Annotated in this window: 17 protein-coding genes and 1 pseudogene; 10 read left to right on the forward strand and 8 right to left on the reverse strand. The window is 65.0% G+C overall.

All coding sequences use genetic code 11. The annotated features are described in order from the left end of the window. The first annotated feature begins 93 nt into the window (after positions 1-93). Positions 94-978 (forward strand): helix-turn-helix transcriptional regulator, encoded by an 885-nt coding sequence (locus ACUYMZ_RS17135; protein WP_481604752.1) that lies wholly within the window; start codon positions 94-96, stop codon positions 976-978. A 24-nt stretch (positions 979-1,002) separates the two neighbouring features. Here ACUYMZ_RS17135 and ACUYMZ_RS17140 read toward each other — a convergent pair whose 3' ends face one another. Further along, complete coding sequence (locus ACUYMZ_RS17140) at positions 1,003-1,737, reverse strand: glutamine amidotransferase (RefSeq protein ID WP_481604754.1); 735 nt, start codon at positions 1,735-1,737, stop codon at positions 1,003-1,005. A gap of 154 nt (positions 1,738-1,891) precedes the next feature. Here ACUYMZ_RS17140 and ACUYMZ_RS17145 point away from each other — a divergent pair, with 154 nt between their 5' ends. After that, positions 1,892-3,130 (forward strand): MFS transporter, encoded by a 1,239-nt coding sequence (locus ACUYMZ_RS17145; protein ID WP_481604756.1) that lies wholly within the window; start codon positions 1,892-1,894, stop codon positions 3,128-3,130. Between the two features lie 171 nt (positions 3,131-3,301). Then, positions 3,302-4,582: an ammonium transporter gene (locus ACUYMZ_RS17150; RefSeq protein ID WP_481604758.1), complete on the forward strand. Its 1,281-nt coding sequence runs from the start codon at positions 3,302-3,304 to the stop codon at positions 4,580-4,582. 64 nt (positions 4,583-4,646) lie between these two features. Here ACUYMZ_RS17150 and ACUYMZ_RS17155 read toward each other — a convergent pair whose 3' ends face one another. Together ACUYMZ_RS17155 and ACUYMZ_RS17160 are read right to left on the reverse strand one after the other, a co-directional pair. Next, entirely contained in the window at positions 4,647-5,249 is a 603-nt protein-coding gene (locus tag ACUYMZ_RS17155) for a DnaJ family domain-containing protein (protein ID WP_481604760.1), read from the reverse strand. A 209-nt stretch (positions 5,250-5,458) separates the two neighbouring features. Then, positions 5,459-7,732, reverse strand: a complete 2,274-nt coding sequence (locus ACUYMZ_RS17160; protein ID WP_426004039.1) for a SulP family inorganic anion transporter — start codon at positions 7,730-7,732, stop codon at positions 5,459-5,461. A 338-nt stretch (positions 7,733-8,070) separates the two neighbouring features. On the opposite strand from ACUYMZ_RS17160, the gene ACUYMZ_RS17165 reads away from it, so the two are divergent. From ACUYMZ_RS17165 to ACUYMZ_RS17175, 3 genes are read left to right on the forward strand one after another with little or no spacing between them, the layout of a single operon-like run. After that, positions 8,071-8,361, forward strand: coding sequence for a hypothetical protein (locus tag ACUYMZ_RS17165; protein ID WP_481604762.1), 291 nt, complete (start codon positions 8,071-8,073; stop codon positions 8,359-8,361). After that, positions 8,358-9,719 (forward strand): PIG-L family deacetylase, encoded by a 1,362-nt coding sequence (locus ACUYMZ_RS17170; RefSeq protein WP_481604764.1) that lies wholly within the window; start codon positions 8,358-8,360, stop codon positions 9,717-9,719. The genes ACUYMZ_RS17165 and ACUYMZ_RS17170 overlap by 4 nt, the downstream gene beginning before the upstream one ends. Next, positions 9,716-10,453, forward strand: a complete 738-nt coding sequence (locus tag ACUYMZ_RS17175; protein ID WP_481604766.1) for a glycosyltransferase family 2 protein — start codon at positions 9,716-9,718, stop codon at positions 10,451-10,453. Before ACUYMZ_RS17170 ends, ACUYMZ_RS17175 begins: the two co-directional genes overlap by 4 nt. Before the next feature lie 3 nt (positions 10,454-10,456). On the opposite strand, the gene merB is transcribed toward ACUYMZ_RS17175, so the two are convergent. From merB to ACUYMZ_RS17200, 5 genes and pseudogenes are all read right to left on the reverse strand, one after another. Continuing rightward, positions 10,457-11,137 carry an organomercurial lyase gene (merB, locus tag ACUYMZ_RS17180; RefSeq protein ID WP_426004043.1) on the reverse strand — a complete coding sequence of 227 codons (681 nt, stop codon included), beginning with the start codon at positions 11,135-11,137 and terminating at the stop codon, positions 10,457-10,459. A gap of 84 nt (positions 11,138-11,221) precedes the next feature. After that, positions 11,222-11,815 carry an adenylate kinase gene (locus tag ACUYMZ_RS17185; protein WP_481604768.1) on the reverse strand — a complete coding sequence of 198 codons (594 nt, stop codon included), beginning with the start codon at positions 11,813-11,815 and terminating at the stop codon, positions 11,222-11,224. 119 nt (positions 11,816-11,934) lie between these two features. Continuing rightward, a pseudogene (locus ACUYMZ_RS17190) lies at positions 11,935-12,433 on the reverse strand (SRPBCC family protein). Next, a complete protein-coding gene (locus ACUYMZ_RS17195; RefSeq protein ID WP_442423750.1) occupies positions 12,430-12,783 on the reverse strand; it encodes an ArsR/SmtB family transcription factor in 354 nt (117 codons plus the stop codon). The pseudogene ACUYMZ_RS17190 and the gene ACUYMZ_RS17195 overlap by 4 nt, the downstream one beginning before the upstream one ends. 78 nt (positions 12,784-12,861) lie before the next feature. After that, positions 12,862-13,740 carry a MurR/RpiR family transcriptional regulator gene (locus ACUYMZ_RS17200; protein WP_481604770.1) on the reverse strand — a complete coding sequence of 293 codons (879 nt, stop codon included), beginning with the start codon at positions 13,738-13,740 and terminating at the stop codon, positions 12,862-12,864. Positions 13,741-13,849: 109 nt separating this feature from the next. Between ACUYMZ_RS17200 and ACUYMZ_RS17205 the strand changes: the two genes are divergently transcribed. The 4 genes from ACUYMZ_RS17205 to ACUYMZ_RS17220 all read left to right on the forward strand — a co-directional run bounded on the left by ACUYMZ_RS17205 (position 13,850) and on the right by ACUYMZ_RS17220 (position 17,926). After that, positions 13,850-15,253 (forward strand): MFS transporter, encoded by a 1,404-nt coding sequence (locus ACUYMZ_RS17205; protein ID WP_481604772.1) that lies wholly within the window; start codon positions 13,850-13,852, stop codon positions 15,251-15,253. After that, complete coding sequence (locus tag ACUYMZ_RS17210; RefSeq protein ID WP_481604775.1) at positions 15,250-15,735, forward strand: GAF domain-containing protein; 486 nt, start codon at positions 15,250-15,252, stop codon at positions 15,733-15,735. The genes ACUYMZ_RS17205 and ACUYMZ_RS17210 overlap by 4 nt, the downstream gene beginning before the upstream one ends. Positions 15,736-15,758: 23 nt before the next feature. Further along, positions 15,759-17,012, forward strand: a complete 1,254-nt coding sequence (locus ACUYMZ_RS17215) for a metal-dependent hydrolase family protein (protein WP_481604777.1) — start codon at positions 15,759-15,761, stop codon at positions 17,010-17,012. Positions 17,013-17,170: 158 nt separating this feature from the next. Continuing rightward, on the forward strand, positions 17,171-17,926 hold the full coding sequence (locus ACUYMZ_RS17220; protein ID WP_481604779.1) for an SRPBCC family protein: 756 nt from the start codon (positions 17,171-17,173) through the stop codon (positions 17,924-17,926). Positions 17,927-17,970 lie beyond the last annotated feature (44 nt).

Genomic DNA, 17,970 nt, shown 5'->3' on the forward strand with positions numbered 1-17,970 from the left:
CGTAGCGGATCGCTTCTGCCCCCATCGTGACGATGCAACGGTGGTCCTGACAGACCCTCTCACCGTGGCCCTGTTCCCACGTACGGTACTGGTATGGATAACAGAACCGAGGTACGGGAGTTCCTCTCATCACGCCGGGGACGCATCACCCCCGAACAGGCGGGCCTTGACACCTATGGGGGCCGCCGCCGCGTCACCGGGCTGCGCCGCGAGGAAGTGGCACGCCTGGCCGGGGTGAGCGTGGACTACTACACCCGGTTGGAACGCGGGAATCTGAACGGCGTCTCGGACTCTGTCCTGGACGCGATTGCCGGTGCCCTTAACCTTGACCGGGCCGAGCACGACCACCTGTACGACCTCGCCCGGGCGGCAAACAAATCCGGACGCAAGCGGGCCACCGGATCGGCTGCGACCGCCCGTCCCGTACTGCAGCACCTGCTCGACGCCATCACGGGCGCACCGGCATTCATCGGCAACAACCGGATGGACATCGTGGCGGCAAACACGCTGGGATATGCCCTGTACTCCGACATGTACCGGGGCACCACGGCGCGGCCGGCCAACCATTCCCGGTTCATCTTCCTGGATCCGCGGTCCCACGACTTCTATACGGATTGGGAACGGGCGGCCAGCAGCAACGTCGCCATTCTTCGGCGGGACGCCGGCCGTGCCCCACACGACAAGGGGATTGCCGGGCTGGTGGGTGAACTGTCCATGCGCAGTGAGGAGTTCCGCATCCGCTGGGCTGCCCACAATGTCCGGCGGCACTACACGGGGGCCAAGACTTTCAGGCACCCGGTGGTGGGGCTGCTGGAGCTCAACTACCAGGTGCTGGACCTGGAAGAAGATCCCGGCTACGCCCTGACGGTCTACCCCGCAGTTCCCGGCAGCCCCACCGAGGACGCCTTGAAACTCCTGGCCTCCTGGGCCGCGACGGAGAACATCGTGGAGAGCGCACAGACCGGGAGCGCCCTGTGACTACGGCTTGCGCTGGGCGGTCCGCTACCGGCGCGCATACCTTTGCGCGAAGTTCCTGAGCACCCGCATGGGCTCCGTCACCGAAGACCGGCGGGCCGTCCCGATCAGTTCGTCTGCCGCGTGCGGCGGGAAGTAGCCGGCGTCCTTGTAGATGCCGATCCGGGTGACCAGGCCGTCCACGTCCAGCTCCGGATGGAACTGCGTGGCGTAGAGGTTGTTCTTGATCCTGAACATGTGCACCGGGCAGGCTGCCGAGCTGGCCAGCAGTACGGCGTGGCCGGGCAGCTTGCTGCATGCTTCCTTGTGACCCACGAAAGCCTCGAACGCGGAGGGCAGCCCTTTCAGCAGCGGGTCCTGTTCGCCGTCGGGTGTCAGCCTGATTTCCGTTGGGCCCACGGGTTCGCCGAACCTGCGGTCGATCACGGCGCCCTGGTGCACACCCAGTGTTCCCACGCCGTAGCAGGCGCCAAGGAACGGGAAGTCCTCTTCGACAATCCTGTCCAGGAGCACTGACAGCTCAGCTTCCACGCGGCGCTGCGCCTGGCTCTTCTCTTCCATGGGATCGCTTGAGGTGAAGGGACTTCCACCCACGATCACCCCTGAGTAGTCGTCCAAGGTGATTGCCGGCATGGGGCCTGCTTCCAGCCTTACCCGCACCAGCTCCTCCGGTCGCAGCCCGCAATAGCGCAAGTAGGCCTGGTATTCGTCATCGGCTGCGGCGTCCTCGGCGCGGGTGGCCAGCAACAGGAAGGGTTTCACAGGGCCAGTGTGCGTGAGGAAGCGCAACGTGTCCATGTTTGTTGCCTGGGGTGGGGGTGTCTGACAGACACTCCCACCACAGGGGACTTATTGCGTAGCGTAGGAATTGTTCACGCTAACGTCCCAGTGTGGCAAAACCCCCAAAGGAGCTCTTTTGAAGCAGGACCCTGCCGTGGTCGAAACTTCCGTGACCCAGCACTCCGGCGCAACCCGCCACCCCGCCAAGATCCCGTGGCCGGGCCTCCTGGTCCTGGCTGCCGCGGGGTTCACCGCTGTGACCACGGAGCTCCTCCCCTCAGGCCTGCTCCCCCAGATCAGCCGCGACCTTGGTGTGCAGGAGTCGGCGGTGGGTTCGCTGACCGCAGCCTACGCAGCCGTCATCGTCTTCACGGCCTTGCCGCTCTCGCGCTTCCTGGCGGGCCGGTTCCCACGCAAGACCCTGCTCGTGGCCACCGTGCTCAGCTTCGCCCTCAGCAACGTGCTGCTGGCACTGAGCCCCACCCTTGAAATTGCCGTGGCAGCCCGGCTCCTGGGCGGCATTGCCCACGGCATGCTGTGGTCCAGCATGGCACCCTATGTAGCGCGCATCGTTCCAGCCCATTCGGTGGGCAAGTCCATGGCCGTGGTTTTCAGCGGCAACAGCATTGCCTTGGCAGTCGGGGCGCCGATCGGCACGCTCATGGGCACCTTCATGACCTGGCGGGCTTCCTTTGTGATCCTTGCCGGCGTCAGCGCACTCCTTGCCCTGCTGGCTTTCTGGCTGCTGCCTCCGGCCACCGATGGCACCAGCAGCAAAGCATCCTCACTGCGGGCGGCACTCAAGCTACCGGGCGTCATCGCCGTGGCCACTGCCTGGCCGCTGCTGTTGCTGGCGCACTTCACACTGTTTACCTACATTGCGCCGTTCCTCCTGGCGTCCGGCCTGCCCGAAGCGGCAACAGGTTTGTCCCTCTCGGTGGTTGGTGTGGCCAGCCTCGTGGGCATCTGGATCGCCGGTCTGACGGCAGACTCCCGGCCGAGGCTTTCGGTGATTGCCGCCGTCGGGCTCCTCCTGCTCGCTTTCGCCCTCCTGCCGCTGCTGGGCGGCACCTGGGTGGGCGCTTTCGCGCTGATGACAGTGTGGGGCATCGCCTTCGGGGCGATCGGTATCTACAACCAGGCCGCGATCCTCCAGGCAGGGGGCGAGCACAAGGACGCCGCCAACGGACTCACCGTGGTGACCATCCAGCTGGGCATCGCGGTTGGCGCTGGATATGGCGCCCTGGCCCTCACCACGGCCGGTGCCCAACTGGTGCCGCTGGCGGCAGCCTTGCCCACCGCGGTAGCCCTGGCGATCATCATTGCTGCCCGGCGCGGAGGCTATCCCGCAGGACCGCGGGAGAAGCGCCGGTAACATCCCCGAAACATCACAGTCACGTGATCTTCACGTCAGCGCGATTTCTGTAACTTCTCCGCAACTTGGCTCTTCTGAGTCTGAAACATAGCTCACCGACTATTGATCGGGGGTTAGTGAGGGCCGGACTACCACGGCCCGTTTCGGACAGGTTTTCAGAAGGGAACGCAGATGGAGATCTCTGCGCAACACGTCTGGCTGATGTTGTCATCGGCGATGGTGCTATTCATGACTCCGGGCCTCGGCCTGTTCTATGGCGGCATGACCCGCGCCAAGGCAGCCCTGAACATGATCATGATGAGCTTCATCTCCGCGGGGATCGTCGGCGTCGTGTGGGTCCTGTGGGGCTACTCCATGACCACCGGTGACGGCTTCCTGGGCCTGTTCGGCAACCCTTTCGCCCACTTCGGCCTGCAAGACCTCATGGGATCGGCGGACCTGATCAAGGTGGGCTTCGCCGCGACCTTCGCGATCATCACGGTTGCACTCATCAGCGGCGCCATCGCCGACCGCGCCAAGTTCGGAGCCTGGGCGGTCTTCGTGCCCATCTGGGTGACCGTGGTGTACTGCCCCCTTGCCTACATGATCTGGGGCGGCGGCCTGATGAGCGCGGGCGGCGCCCTGACCAACATCTTCGGGCAGGTGATCGACTTCGCCGGCGGTGCTGTGGTGGAGGTCAGCTCGGGAACCGCAGCTTTCGTCCTCGCACTGATCGTGGGAAAGCGTCACGGCTTCGCCAAGGATCCCAACCACCGCCCGCACAACGTTCCGTTCATCATGATCGGTGCCGCCATCCTGTGGTTCGGCTGGTTCGGGTTCAACGGCGGCGCGGCAACCACTGCCGAGCAGGCCGGCCTCATCTGGATCAACACCTTGGTGACTCCCGCTGCTGCCATGCTCAGCTGGCTGGTCACAGAGAAGATCCGCCACGGCCACCCCACCTCGCTGGGTGCGGCATCCGGTGTCGTCGCCGGCCTGGTGGCCATCACGCCGTCGTGCGCCAACATCAGCCCGCTCGCCGCCGTCGGCCTGGGCCTCGTCGCTGGTGCCGCGTGTGCGGTCTTCGTTGACCTCAAGTACAAGTTCGGCTTCGACGACTCCCTGGACGTAGTGGGCGTGCACTTCGGTGCCGGCGTGATCGGCACCATGTCCCTGGGCTTCATCGCCTTGCCCGTGGACGGCGTCGGCGGTGGCCTCCTCTACGGCGGCGGCCCGCAGCAGCTCATTGCCCAAACCGTCGCAGTCCTGGTCACGATGCTGGTCTCCGGCCTGGGCACCCTGGTGATTGGCCGGGCCATCCACAAGACCATCGGCTTCCGCGTGGCCCACGAGCACGAGGTAACGGGTGTGGACCTGACCCAGCACGCCGAGTCCGCCTACCAGTTCGGCCTGGTGTCCAACGGCCACGTCCGCCAGCAGCAGGAACACCTCGCCTCGCTCATCAAGCAATAGCCCGGCTCAAACCCAACTGGGTCGCAGCTGATGCCGTTTTGGACGCTCAAAACGGCATCAGCTGCTACTTAGTTGGGTCCGGGCCGTTCCAGAGGCGGTGCCACCACGTGCGTTTCGACGGCGGTCCGGGTTCCGGTTCCGTTGGGGCCGCTGCAGCCCGGCGTTCCTTCCACCGGGCAACCTCTTGGTCCACGTCACGCAGCTTGGTGATGACCGGAGGACCACCCTGCAGCTGGCGTCGGGCCTCGATCACGCGCTTGTTGAAATCCTCCACGGTTTCCCTGACCTGTGTCTCCATGAGGAATGTATCGAGCTTGGCGTCCAGCTCTGCATCCTCAGTGCGAAGAAGGATGGCGGGTGGTCCGAGGCCGCTGATCTGTTCGCGCTGGATGAGGCCCTTGACCCACCAGTCGGGATCGTAGCCCTTGCCGAGGCCGGGGATGGGCTTGCCCGCGTACTTGAGATTGTCGAATTTTCCCTGGGACATGGCTTCGCGCACGAGGTAGTCGGCGCGGGCGGCTTCATTGACCTTCCGGCGCTTCTCACGCAGGGCGTCATCGGCATCGAGTTCGGCTCGCTCGCGCGCATCCTGGCCACCCGCAGTGCGGCCGGCCCTGAGCTCCGCAGCCCGTTCCAACCGACGTCTGGCATTGCCCTCATTGACCACGGTCCGCACCGCCTTTCCCGGGATTTGGGGAATCGTGGGTCTCTTTCCAGTATTCCCCAAAGCCGGGAGGCCCAAACAGGTGTGCCGCCACCACCCACTTTGAATGGACGAGAGCCCCGGCACGCCGTGTGGGCCGGCGTGTCGGGGCGCTCCTGTGGTGAAAGTGGGTGGTGGCGGCACGCCCTCAAAGTGGGTGGTGGCGGTCCGGGCTATCGGACAGCCATGCTCGGATCCAGCTGTTCGATCCCCTCAGGTGTCACCAGGACCACCCGCGCGGTGCAGATGTCGTAGAACAAACCCGTCGCCTGCACGCGCCCGGAAGAAAGTGCCGGCCCGGTAACGGGGTGTTCGGCCAGCTTCTGCAGCTGCACGGCGACATTGACCATGCTCAACTGGTCCAGCCTGCTGTATCCCTCGGCAGCAGCGGCCTGCGCTACCGGATGGCCTTCCACCAGGGACCGGTAGCTCGGCCGGGCATGGTCCAGCCAGGCATCAAACCCGGATCCCAACGCTGGTGCTGCGCCTTCGGCATCGGCCATCACGGCCTTCATCGCTCCGCAGTTGGAGTGCCCGCAGACCACGATGGACTCCACGGACAACGCCTTCACCGCAAACGTCAGGGCGGAGTCGATGGACGCATCATGGTCATCGCTGCAGACCACGTTGCCGATGTTGCGCAGGGTCAGCAGGTCTCCGGGGCCGCTGCTGGTGATGAGGTTCGGGTTCACCCGCGAATCGACGCAGGCCACGAACAGTGTGTCCGGGTTCTGTCCGTCCGTGAGGTCCTGGACCAGGGGCCGGACCTTGTCTGCGTGGCGCCGATGGTATTTGTCGATGCCCAGGAGGATTGACCGCAGCGGTGGCTGCCCGCCGTCGTCGTCCTCTGCCTGGCCGGCTGGCTCCGCAGGCTGCCAGGACGTCCTCGGCGGCAGCGGGAATTCCCGCGGGTCCTGCCGTTGCGGTGTGTTGTCTGCGGCGTCGCGGAAGACCGTGGTTCCGTGTTCCTCGATGGTGGCCGTGCCACCGGTGTTGTGGTGCTGCGTTTGCCACGCGACCAGCGCTTCGCGGAAGGCGTGGTCCAGGTAGTCCGCGTTGAGTTCCACCACGGCGTCGCTGCCTTCGGGAACTGTATGGAGCACCCGGTTCAGGCGCGGGAGGGCGAAGAAGCTGCAGGAACCCTCGATGGTCACGCGCCACGGCTGCCCGTCACCCACCGGGGCGTGCGCGTTGATGCGGGCGCGGAGGACACGCCACAGCACGCACAGGGCCGCGAGCGCCAGCCCGATGATGACGCCTTCGAGCAGGTTGAGGAACACGACGCACAGCAGCGTGACGGCGTAGACCAGGAGGTCGCCGGTACGGAGGCTTGTCTTGATGTCGGCAACCTTGATGAGCTTGGCGCCGATCACCAGCAGCAGGCCTGCGAGCACGGACATAGGAATCAGCTGGATCAGGCCGGCAAACAGGGCGGAGAAGACCAGCACCCATACGCCGTGCAGGATGGCGGAGGTGCGGCTTTTGGCCCCGGCTTCGACGTTGGTGGCGCTGCGGACAATCACGCCGGTCACAGGCAGGCCGCCGATCATGCCGGAGACCATGTTGGCGGAGCCTTGCCCCACAAGTTCACGGTTGAGGTTGGTCCTGGAGCCGCCGTGCATCTTGTCCACGGCGACGGCGGAGAGCAGCGATTCGATGCTCGCGATCAAGGCCACGGTGATGACGGCCATGGCGGCGGCACGCCAGTTGCCCTCCGGCAGGCTGGGCAGGGCAACAGCGTCGAAGATCGACCCGGTGAAGCTGATGCGTTCCACTCCGGGTGCCACCGCGACGGCCAGAGCGGTTACGGCAACCACGGCGGCCAGCGGGCCGGGAATTTTCCGGACAGCGGCCGGCAGGTATTTCCAACCCAGCAGAATGGCGACCACGGCCAGGCCCAACAGCGCGGAGTGCAGCTCTACGTTGGTGATGGCCGCCGGCAGCGCGGTCAGGTTCTCGACGGCGGAACCTGCCGCCTGCCCGCCCAGCAGTACGTGGAGCTGCTGCAGGATGATGGTGATGCCGATCCCGGCAAGCATGGCCTTGACCACTACGGGCGACACTGCGAGGGCGGCCCGCCCCGCGCGGCCCAGGCCAAGGAGCACTTGTACGACGCCGGCCGCCGCCGTGATGGCGCATGTGACCTGCCAGCCGAACTCGGCTACCAAACCGGCGACGACGACGGTCAGTCCGGCGGCGGGGCCGCTTACCTGGAGTGCGGAACCGCCCAGAGCTCCGGCAACGATCCCGCCCACGGCGGCGGCAATGAGCCCGGCCATGACGGGGGCACCCGATGCTGCGGCGATGCCGAGGGAGAGGGGCAGGGCCACGAGGAAGACGACCAAAGAGGCCGGAAGGTCGGCACCGAGGTTGCCCAGGAAGCTGGGTCTCTTGGTTTTTTCGGTGCGGGGCGGGCTGTGGGCGTCGGTCTTGGATGGTTGCGGCATGGAGTTTCCTTGGCTCGGGAAGGTGGACACCCCCAAGCCTAGAAAACTTGTCATACGTGGTGACAAGAAGATGTGACACGCTTGACAAAGGTTGTGAAGAGCCGGCTTCACAGAACGACAAGTGGGAACTTTCGCGAGGGTGCGGAGCGTTGTGGGCCCACATCCATGAGTGGCAGCCATCCCCTGCTGCAGAGAGTGCAGGATGCGGTAGGCGACGTCCCGGCTTTGCTGGCCATCGCCGGGGACGTTGGATCCACGGCACCCCACCCGGGGCAAGGCAACACTGCCCAACTGTGGGAAGTCCTGGCATCCGTGGCGGCGGTAGATGTGGCGGCGCCGTGGCCTCCACCCTCGCCCGCGCCGCCGAGCGGATCGACGCCTGGGATTCCGACGAGCCGGCAGGTTCCAGCCATTGGAGCGAAGCCCTGCGCGTCCGCGGAACTGTGGCGGCCGCCGTGGAGCGCATCCAAACCGTGGTGACCCAAAACCTCGGCCCGGGCCCGCTGGCGTTCAACGATACCTACGGCAAGCGCATGGCGGACCTGTCCCTGTACATCCGCCAGCACCATGCCATGCGCGCCGACTCCCAGCTGGGCGCCTTGACGTTCAAAGGGGACAGGGAGAGGTGACGTTTTCGCACACGGACACCGGCACGCCGGAGTCGGCGTGGGCTGCCTCCGGCGTGCGGTCCCTTCCCGAACTGCCTCTCGACGCCAACGAACTAGCCTCGATGACGTTCGTGGTGCTGGCCGCGCACCCCGACGACGAATCGCTGGGCGCCGGCGGCTTGGTGGCCAAGGTCCAGTCAGCCGGGGCGACCGTCCACTTCCTGCTGTGCACGGCCGGCGAAGCATCGCACCCTGATTCAAGAACCACGACGCCGGAACGGCTTGCCGCTGTCCGGCTCAGTGAGTTCGACACGGCTGTGTCCGGGTTGGCACCCGGCGCGGCGTGGCGGTTCCTTGAACTGCCCGACGGGCGGCTGGCTGCGTCCGGTGAACGGATCGCCAAGGCTTTGCAGGAGACCATCACCGAATCCGGAGCCCCTGCAGGGAATGTGGTGATCGTGGCGCCGTACCGTTCCGACGGGCACACGGACCATGACGCGCTCGGATCCATAGCCGCACAGGTTGCCGCTGCGGGAGGGCACGGGCTGCTCGAATACCCCATCTGGTACTGGTTGTGGGCACCGCCGGAAGACAGTACCTGGTGCTCCTGGGTGCGCGTTCCCTTGATGGAAGACGAACAAGCCGCCAAGGCCAAGGCCATGCGCGCCCACGTGTCACAAACACACCCCCTGTCACCCGAACCCGGTGACGGGACCTTGCTGTCCGCAACCTTCCTGGAACACTTTTCCCGGCCGTGGGAGACCTTCGCCTGGCACCCGCCGGTGACCGGTACCAATGCCGCAGCAGACGCCGAGCCGATTTTCGACGAAGTCCATGCCCGGGCGGACGATCCATGGAACTACACCACTTCCTGGTACGAGCGGCGCAAACGCACCCTGACGCTCGCCGCGCTTCCCCGTGAGGAGTACGTGCGCGGGCTCGAGGTCGGCTGCTCCATTGGGACGCTCAGCGTCGAACTCACCGGCCGCTGCCGGGAACTGACTGCCGTGGATGCGAGCAGCACCGCCGCAACCCGGGCAAGGAATCGGCTTGCTGCTGTGGACGGAGCCGAAGCCAGGCAGATGACCGTCCCCGCAGAGTGGCCGGAAGGAGCATTCGACCTTGTGGTGGTATCCGAGGTCGGCTATTATCTGGCACCCGATGAACTGGGCAGGCTGTTCCACAGGATCAGCGAATCCCTTGATCCGGGCGGCACCTTGCTGCTTTGCCATTGGCGGCACCCTATTGTCGGATGGCAGTTGGACGGGGAAGCGGTCCACACCATGGCGCGCGGCCACCTTGGTTGGCCAGTACATGGCACCTATCGCGAGAAGGACTTCATCCTGGAAGTGTTCACGGCCCCCGGCGGTCCGGCATGACCGGGCGTGCGATCGAGCATGCGGCCGTGGTGCTGCCGGCACACAACGAGGAACAACACCTCGGTCCGGCACTCACCGCCCTGCAACGGGCAGCAGATGCGCTGCCTCACCACTGCCCGGACGTTACCGTCTCCATCACCGTCGTCCTGGACAGTTGCACTGACGGCTCGGCGGCCATAGCAGCCGCATTCGCCGCGGCAGACCCACGGCTTGGGATGGTTGCCGTCGATGTCCGCAGCACCGGGGAAAGCCGCGCGGCAGGCATAGGGGCCGCTTTGGAAACGCTGCGGCATGAAAGGGCTGCCGTGTGGCTGGCCAACACCGATGCGGACTCGATCGTCCCGGAAGACTGGCTGGTGGGGCACGTCAGGATGGCAGATTCCGGGGTGGATGCCATTCTGGGCTCCGTGGAACCAAACGCGCAGGATGTGGAACCCGCCCTCCTGCACCGTTGGCTGGAACTTCACCCGTTCCACGAGGACCATCCCCACATTCACGGAGCCAACTTTGGCGTCAGGGCGTCCTCGTACCTGGCGGTGGGAGGATTCCCCCGTCTTCGCGCCCACGAGGACCGGGTCCTGGCGGAGCTGCTCCGAAGGGAAGGCCACCGGGTCAGGGCCACTGACACCCTGCGGATCATCACCTCGGGACGCACGCATGCACGGGCACCCCAGGGATTCGCTGCATATCTACATGCTTTAAGCCAGGAGCTGCCTGCGGCGTCCGCTTTGTAGGGATCAGGGCAATCGCCAGAAATCCCCGGTCAGGCCGCACTCTTCCAGGAGTTGCTGGTTGTACTCCCGGGAATGGGGCTGGAAGTCCGGCGCCAGTCGATCTCCATACCAGGGTGCAGCCAGCTCCCAGACCGTGGATGCGGCCGTGATGTAGCCCGAACCCGGCGCGTTCTCCTCCGTCCACTGTTCTGCGTGCCCTGGGTCGCAGAACATCCGGATGTTGGTGCAGGTTTTCACAACGTCGTCCCACCACTCCCTTGCGGGCCGCTGGAACCTGACTGCCAGCCCGGAAGGCGGCGGTGAGGCCGGCCCGCAGTCGAAGCTCACGTGGGCCCCGCATTCGGGACAACCGGTATCCACCCGGACGTCCAAGTGCAGGGCAGCACTGATGCCAAAGGAATCCCACGCGCAGCCGCCCCACCACCGCCGGTCATCCCGGCCGTCCTGCGGCGTCACCACGAAGGCCATGGGCGCGGCCGAGAACGGATGTGCCATGCGCACAGCGTCGCCATCGTGAGTAAGGACCAGTGCGTGCTGGTCTGCCAAAAAGTGCAGGTCGCGCTGAACTTCATCCACCGGGCGGCCCGTCTGGCGGGCCAGCTCACGGACTGATGGAGCCCTCCCTTCCGCGGCCAGCGTTTGGTAGACAAGGTCCCGAAGCCGGCGGGACTCAGGAGTGTTCATGGCCCTGTTCCTTCTACTGCCCCTCACAACCTATTGTCGGCGTGGAGGCTGCGGCGGGCAATGGATCGTTGGGGCCGCAGCATGTCAGCCACCGCGGGCCAGCCGGCCCAGGGCCTCCTCCACGACCGCGATCGCAGTAGCAGTAATGGCATCCTTATCGCCCGAACCATCGATCCGCAGGAGAATCCCGCGCTGCGTGTAGGCCGCAATCACCGGCTGTGTCTGCTCCCGGTACAACTCGAGGCGGCGCTGGATGACAGGTGCGGTGTCGTCACTGCGCCCCTGCTCACGGGCCCGCTGCAGCATGCGTTCCAACAGTTCGTCGTCGGACACCGCAAGCGCCAGGACCACCTCCACTGCCTGGTTCCGTGAACCCAGGACGTCATCCAGGGCCTGGATCTGGGCGACGGTACGCGGGTAGCCATCCAACAGGAAGCCCGCTCCGGCGTCGTCGGCTTCCAAGCGTTCGCGCAGCATGGCGGTGGTGACGTGGTCCGGGACGAACTCGCCGCGGTCCATGTACCTGCCGGCCTCGGTTCCCAAAGCGGTTCCGTCCCTCACGTGGGCCCGGAAAAGGTCACCCGTGGCGATCGCCGGGACCGCGAAATGCCGCGCCAGGAACTCAGCCTGGGTTCCTTTGCCGGAGCCTGGCGGCCCCATGATGATCAGTCGCGCCATGGCTTACGTCCGTTTCAAAAGGCGGCCGGGACTTAAACCATACGCCGACGACGGCGGGACGTCCCGCCGTCGTCGGCTGATTCCTGGGTGCCCGGCACCTAAAGCCGGAACATGCGCCGCTAGGCGTTGGCCGGTTCCGCCAAGAGCTGGTCGATCTGGCCAATGGCCTCCTGGAGGCCTTCCTCCATGCCCATCTCCACCATCTGCTGAAGCTGCTCCGCGGATTCGAAGCTGGAGACGATGGTCATTCTGGTGCGGTCGCCCACTGGCTCCAGGCGAACGGTGGCGTGCGTGACGCCGTACTCGTCGGCGGGGTCGCCGTTTTCATCGGCGAAGCCGTCGTCGAACTCCAGGTGGTCCGGGGCGTTGACTTCCGTGAACTTCCACCAGCCGCGGGCTTTGGTGCCGTCCGGGCCGGTCATGTAGTAGGCAGCCTTGCCACCGGGCGTGAAATCGTGGGCTTCGAAGGTGGCCGGCCAGGGTAGGCGGCCCCCACCAGCGTTCGAGCTGCCGCGGGTCCTCCCAGATTCTCCAGACGCGCTTGACGTCGGCATCAAACTCGGCGACAACAGTGAGGCTCAGGGCCTCAACATCCTTGTCCACACTGACTACAGTCATGGCAGATCCCTTTCATCATCTTCAGCGAGCAGGTCCGCGATCCGGTCGGCGCGTTGCCGCCAGATCATTTCGAATTGATCCAACAGATGCCGGGCTTTTTGCAGTCCATCATGGTTTCCCCGCACGATCTGCTCCCTCCCACGCTTCTCCTTGGTCACCAGGGAGGCACGTTCCAGGACCGCAACATGTTTCTGTACGGCCGCGAAACTCATGGCGTAGAGGGCAGCCAAGCCGGACACCGAGTACTCCCCGGCCGTCACCCGCGCCACGATGTCCCTCCTGGTGGCATCGGCCAACGCCTGGAACAAGCGGTCCAATTCGGCGTCTTTACTGAGCTGATCTACAACCATTTGGTTGTACGATACTCCCGGCCTGCCAGAGCGTCAAGACCTTTCGACGGCGAGCGGGGCGCCTTCCGACACCTGGACCTAGCTGCTGGAGCGGGGGTGCATGATGCGCATTTGGTCCCAGGTGCGCTCCGAGGCCGCGATGTTAAGGTTTGAGCGCTCGCGATCCAGGGAGGCAAGTTCGACGGCGATCGCCTGGACCGCAGCGACGGCACCTGTCAGGGACGGAAAGAAGCCGGCGCCTTCGGTGGGCACCACTATCCGGTGCTGTGCATTGACCGCCACAGGCGATCCCGCACTGTCCGTTATGGACACCACCGGCGCACCAATGCCGTGGGCAATGTCCACCGCGCGCATGGTGCTGTCATAAACGCGCCACAAACTGATCGCTATCACCAGGTCTTCCGCACCAAGGCGAGCAATGGCATTGGTCAACGCTGCCACATCGGCATCGAGCAGCCGGACGTTATAGCCGGCAATGATGGCGTTGTGTTCCAGAGCCTTGCCCGGAATGGCGTAACTGCCCGCGGCCACAATGAATGTCTGCCGCGCAGCCGCGATCGCCTTGGCGATCTCATGCACGGTGTCGGCATTGAGGGTCCGCTCAAAGTGGGCAAGGTTGGCACGGTCCGTGGACACCGCCGCCTGGGCGGGACTGCTGATGTGGCCGTTGTGCTCGGCTGCCACCTCCACGGCACTCAGTGATGCCAGGAACCTGGACCGGAGTTCAAACTGGAAGTCCGCCCACCCCTTGAAGCCCAGTGTTTGCGCGGTTCTGGTGACTGTGGAGGCGTTGGAAGCCGCCGCCGCCGCAATGTCACTGACGGAGCCATAGGAGGCCAGGCGCGGCTGCGAGCGCAGGATGCCCACTACCTGGAGCTGGCGTGCTGCCAACTTGCGCCCCTGGACTCGACTGTCCAGCCATTCGGTCAATGTCGACGCGTCGAAATCTTCTTCCACCTATTGACCTGCCTCACACTTTCACCGTAACTTCGATACATCACATCTGCACAGATCTGTGCATATTCCTCAAAATGTACAACTTGGCCCACTGGCAGGAACCACCACCATGTCTCTCACAGCACGCTTGGATCGCCTGGCCCTCAGTCGACCACACTACAAGCTTCTCCTCATCGGAGGCCTCGGCTACTCCTTTGACGGCATGGACGGCGCAGTAGTCGCCTTCCTGCTTCCCCGGATCCAGGAACTATGGGGCCTGAGCAACGCCAGCCTCGGCTTGGTGGGCTCAGCGGCACCCCTGGGATTCTTCTTCGGCGCCATCCTCGCCGGATGGATGGGCGACCGATTCGGCCGCAAGAAAGTGATGCTTTGGGCACTTGCCTTCTACTGCGTGATGTCCGTAGTGGCAGCCATGGCTCCTACGTTCGAAATTTTCCTGATTGCACGGATCTTTGCAGGACTGGGAGCCGGAGCGGAAAGCGTCATCATTGCCCCGTTCCTGTCCGAGTTCATCCCGCCCAAGCGTCGGGGCTGGTTCATCGGCACCCTGGCCGGCTTCTTTTCCTTCGGCTTCGTGGGAGCAGCGCTCATCGGCCGGTTCGTGGTACCGCTGGGCGATGACGGCTGGCGCTGGGCACAGGTCATCACCGCCATCCCCATCCTGCTCCTGCTCTGGTGGCGCCGCAGCCTTCCCGAATCGCCGCGCTACCTCATGAGCCGGGGACGGGTCGAGGAAGCCACGCAGGTTGTAGAGCGCTTCGAAAAGAGTGTCGCCAAAGCCACAGGCAAGGCACTTCCTCCCCTGCCACCGGCAGAAGATGAGATCGTCAAGCACGAACAAAAGATCAGCATCTGGAACGCCCTGAAATTCATGTGGTCCAGGGCGATGCGACGGAGGACCGCAGTCATCTGGCTGATCTGGTTCGTGATTACCTTCTCCTACTACGGCTTTTTCTCCTGGATTCCCACCTTGCTGGTTGGCCGGGGCATCACTGTGACCAAGAGCTTCGAATACTCGATCATCATTTACCTCGCCCAGATCCCTGGCTACTTCTCCGCGGCCTGGCTCTGCGACAGGATTGACCGCAAGAACACGATCGCCCTCTACCTTGCCGGTTCCGCAGTCAGCGCCTTCTGGCTCAGCCAGTCCAACGACTCCGGCATGATCCTCCTCGCGGCTGCCACGCTGTCCTTCTTCCTCAACGGGACGTACGCCGGCGTTTACGCCTACACTCCGGAACTCTTCCCCACCTGGATGCGGGCCACGGGCGTGGGACTTGCCAGCGCCGTAGGCCGGGTGGGCAGCATCCTGGCTCCTTCCATCATCGGCATCTTCTCGGCCGCCCTGGGCTTCGGCGGCGTATTCACCATGACCACGGTGGTCCTGACCATCGGCGTGCTGGGCGTGGTGATCTTCGGTGCCTCCACGGCAGGCAAATCCCTGGAAGACATCAACGCCCGCGCCGAACACGACCGCGCACCCGTCGGACACGCAGGAACAGGACAAAAATGAGCACTGTATATACGGAGACGGACAGGGTCTTCCAGAAAACCTTCGACGCGATGCGCCAGGACCCGGGAGTCATCCTCTTCACCGCCCTGCAATGGATCCCCGAACGGTCAGGCCTCCGGCGGCTCTTCACCAGCCACCCGGCCGAATACCCCGTCGGCGCCGAAAAGACCGTGGAGATCTCTCCCGGCTGGCTCGGCACTGTCATCGAAGGCAAAGAGCCCTTCCTTGCCCCGGACCTGGCAGCACTGAGCGACGTCTTCTCCGACTCCGCGCTCATCCAGCAGCTTGGCTGTGGCGGAGTGATCAATGTCCCCGTCCTGACCAGCTCCGGAGAAGTAGCCGGCGTCCTGGCCATGCTGGACGCCGAGGGCCACTACACCCCGCAAAGCGTGGAGACCGCCGTCGGGGTTGTTGAGGCAAACCGGCCAGAGCTCCTGGACGCCTTCGCCGCACACCTGACCGACGTCCCGCCAAACGCCTGAACCCCACCGAAAGACACCCAGCAATGAGCACCCCAGACAAGAACACAGCCCTGGTCATCCGGAACGCCAGCATCCTGGACGTCGAGGAAGGCACCTGGTCCACCGCCGACGTCGTCAGCATTGACGGAAAGATCACCACAGTCGCTCCAGGGGCCACCGCACCGCAAGCAGCCGAGGTGATCGACGGGACCGGGAAGTTCGTCATTCCCGGCCTGATCGACGCACACGTGCACGTGGTGGCCTCCAGCGCCGACTTCCGGTCCCTGACCTGGACGCCGGCCTCCTACGTCTACGCGCAAACGGCACGCATCATGGGCGACATGCTTGGGCGCGGATTCACCACAGTCAGGGACCTGTCGGGCGCCGATTTCGGCCTGGCGCAGGCACAGCAGGAAGGCCTCCTGGTTGGACCGAAACTCCATTTCTGCGGCCATGCCCTCAGCCAGACCGGCGGCCACGGCGACATGCGCCTGCCCGGTGAAGACCACGACCCCAACGGTCGCGGATGCTGCGGGATTGGCCGGGTAGCCGATGGAGTGGACTCCGTACGCGCCGCGGCCCGCGATGAACTGCGCAAAGGCGCACACCACATCAAGATCATGGCGTCCGGCGGAGTCTCCTCCCCCACGGACCGCATCGACTCCACCCAGTACTCCATGGAAGAAATGCGCGCGGCTGTGGAAGAAGCTGCCGCCGCCAACCGGTATGTCGCCGCCCATGCCTATACAGCCCGCGCGATCAACCGCGCCCTGGAAGCCGGTGTCCGGTCAATCGAACACGGCAACCTGCTGGACGACGAAAGCCTGCGGCTCTTCCTGGAAAAGGACGCGTTCCTGGTTCCCACCCTGGTCACCTACTGGGCCCTGAAGGAGGAGGGCAAGGAATTCGGGCTCACCGAGGAGATGTGGGGCAAGGTGGACTCCGTGCTCAACAGCGGTCTGGAGGCCATCGGCCGTGCGCACGAGGCCGGAGTAAAGATGGCCTTCGGCTCCGACCTGTTGGGGGGAATGCACCGCCACCAGAACGAGCAGTTCCGACTGCTGGGCAAGGTCCAGCCCGCGATCGACGCCATCCGCTCGGCCACCACGACGGCGGCCCAACTGTTGGAGCGCGAAGGTGAACTTGGCGTGGTGGCACCTGGGGCAGCGGCCGACATGCTGGTGCTCGATGCTGATCCCGTGGCCGACATTGCGGTCCTGGCCGATATCCAGGAGCACTTGGAGCACGTGATCCAGGACGGCCGGGTGGTTTCCCGGCGCGTGGGCACCTCCGCCTGAACGTACCCGGGGGCGCCTGGGCGGGTGTCCTTAAGCGCCCTGGGCGGGTGTCGCCGTCGTTGTTGATGCGTTCCTGGTCCCGGACCTCTGGCTCCGCCACGGAAAGATCGATACTGTAAGTATGCTGACAATTCCGTAGCGAGTCAGAGGAGGACATGGTGACCACCAAGGTAAACAAGACAATCCTGGTCAACGTTCCGGTGAGCACGGCCTATAGGCACTGGACGCAGTTCGAGGACTTCCCACAGTTCATGGGCGGCGTGGAACGCGTCACGCGGCTCGGCAGCGACCGCCTCGAGTGGGTGGCGGAAATCGCCGGCGTCCACCGCCGCTGGGAAGCCAAAATCGTGCAGCAGGATCTGGACCGGGCCGTGGCATGGGCTGCCGTGGAAGGCGCCAAGAACGCCGGCTGGGTGGACTTCAAGGAAGCCGGCCCCGGACAGACATCCCTGCACCTGACCCTGGAATATGAACCCCATGGGGTCCTGGAATTCCTAGGCGACAAGCTGCATGTAGTTGAAAGGCAGGCGGAGTCGGACTTGAAGAAGTTTAAGGAATACGTGGAAAAGCACGGCACAGCCACCCCGGCGGACGGCACGACGGCGGCACGCATCACGGACGCCGACGGCACCGTTGCGGGTACGGCGGCAGGTGGAATGGCGGGAGCGGCGGCTTCCGCGACCGGCCCGACCGGAGGCAGCGGGACCGGGGGCGGAGGAGCCGCCAGCGAGGACACCCTGGATCCGGTCACCCACCCGTTCGACCAGACCAACGGGCTGGTGGATGTGGAGGGCGACTCGGACGAAACCGCAGCCAGTGACTCCCACAGCGCGGCTGAAAGAACCGAAGAAGAAGAAAAGGGCCGCCCCGGATACATCCCGCCCATGAGCGGAGGCCTGCCCGGCCAGGCCTAGACGCGCATAAGGGAACGCCGCGGCCGTGTGACGATCCGTTGCGC

It is taken from the genome of Arthrobacter sp. T572 (assembly GCF_056780115.1).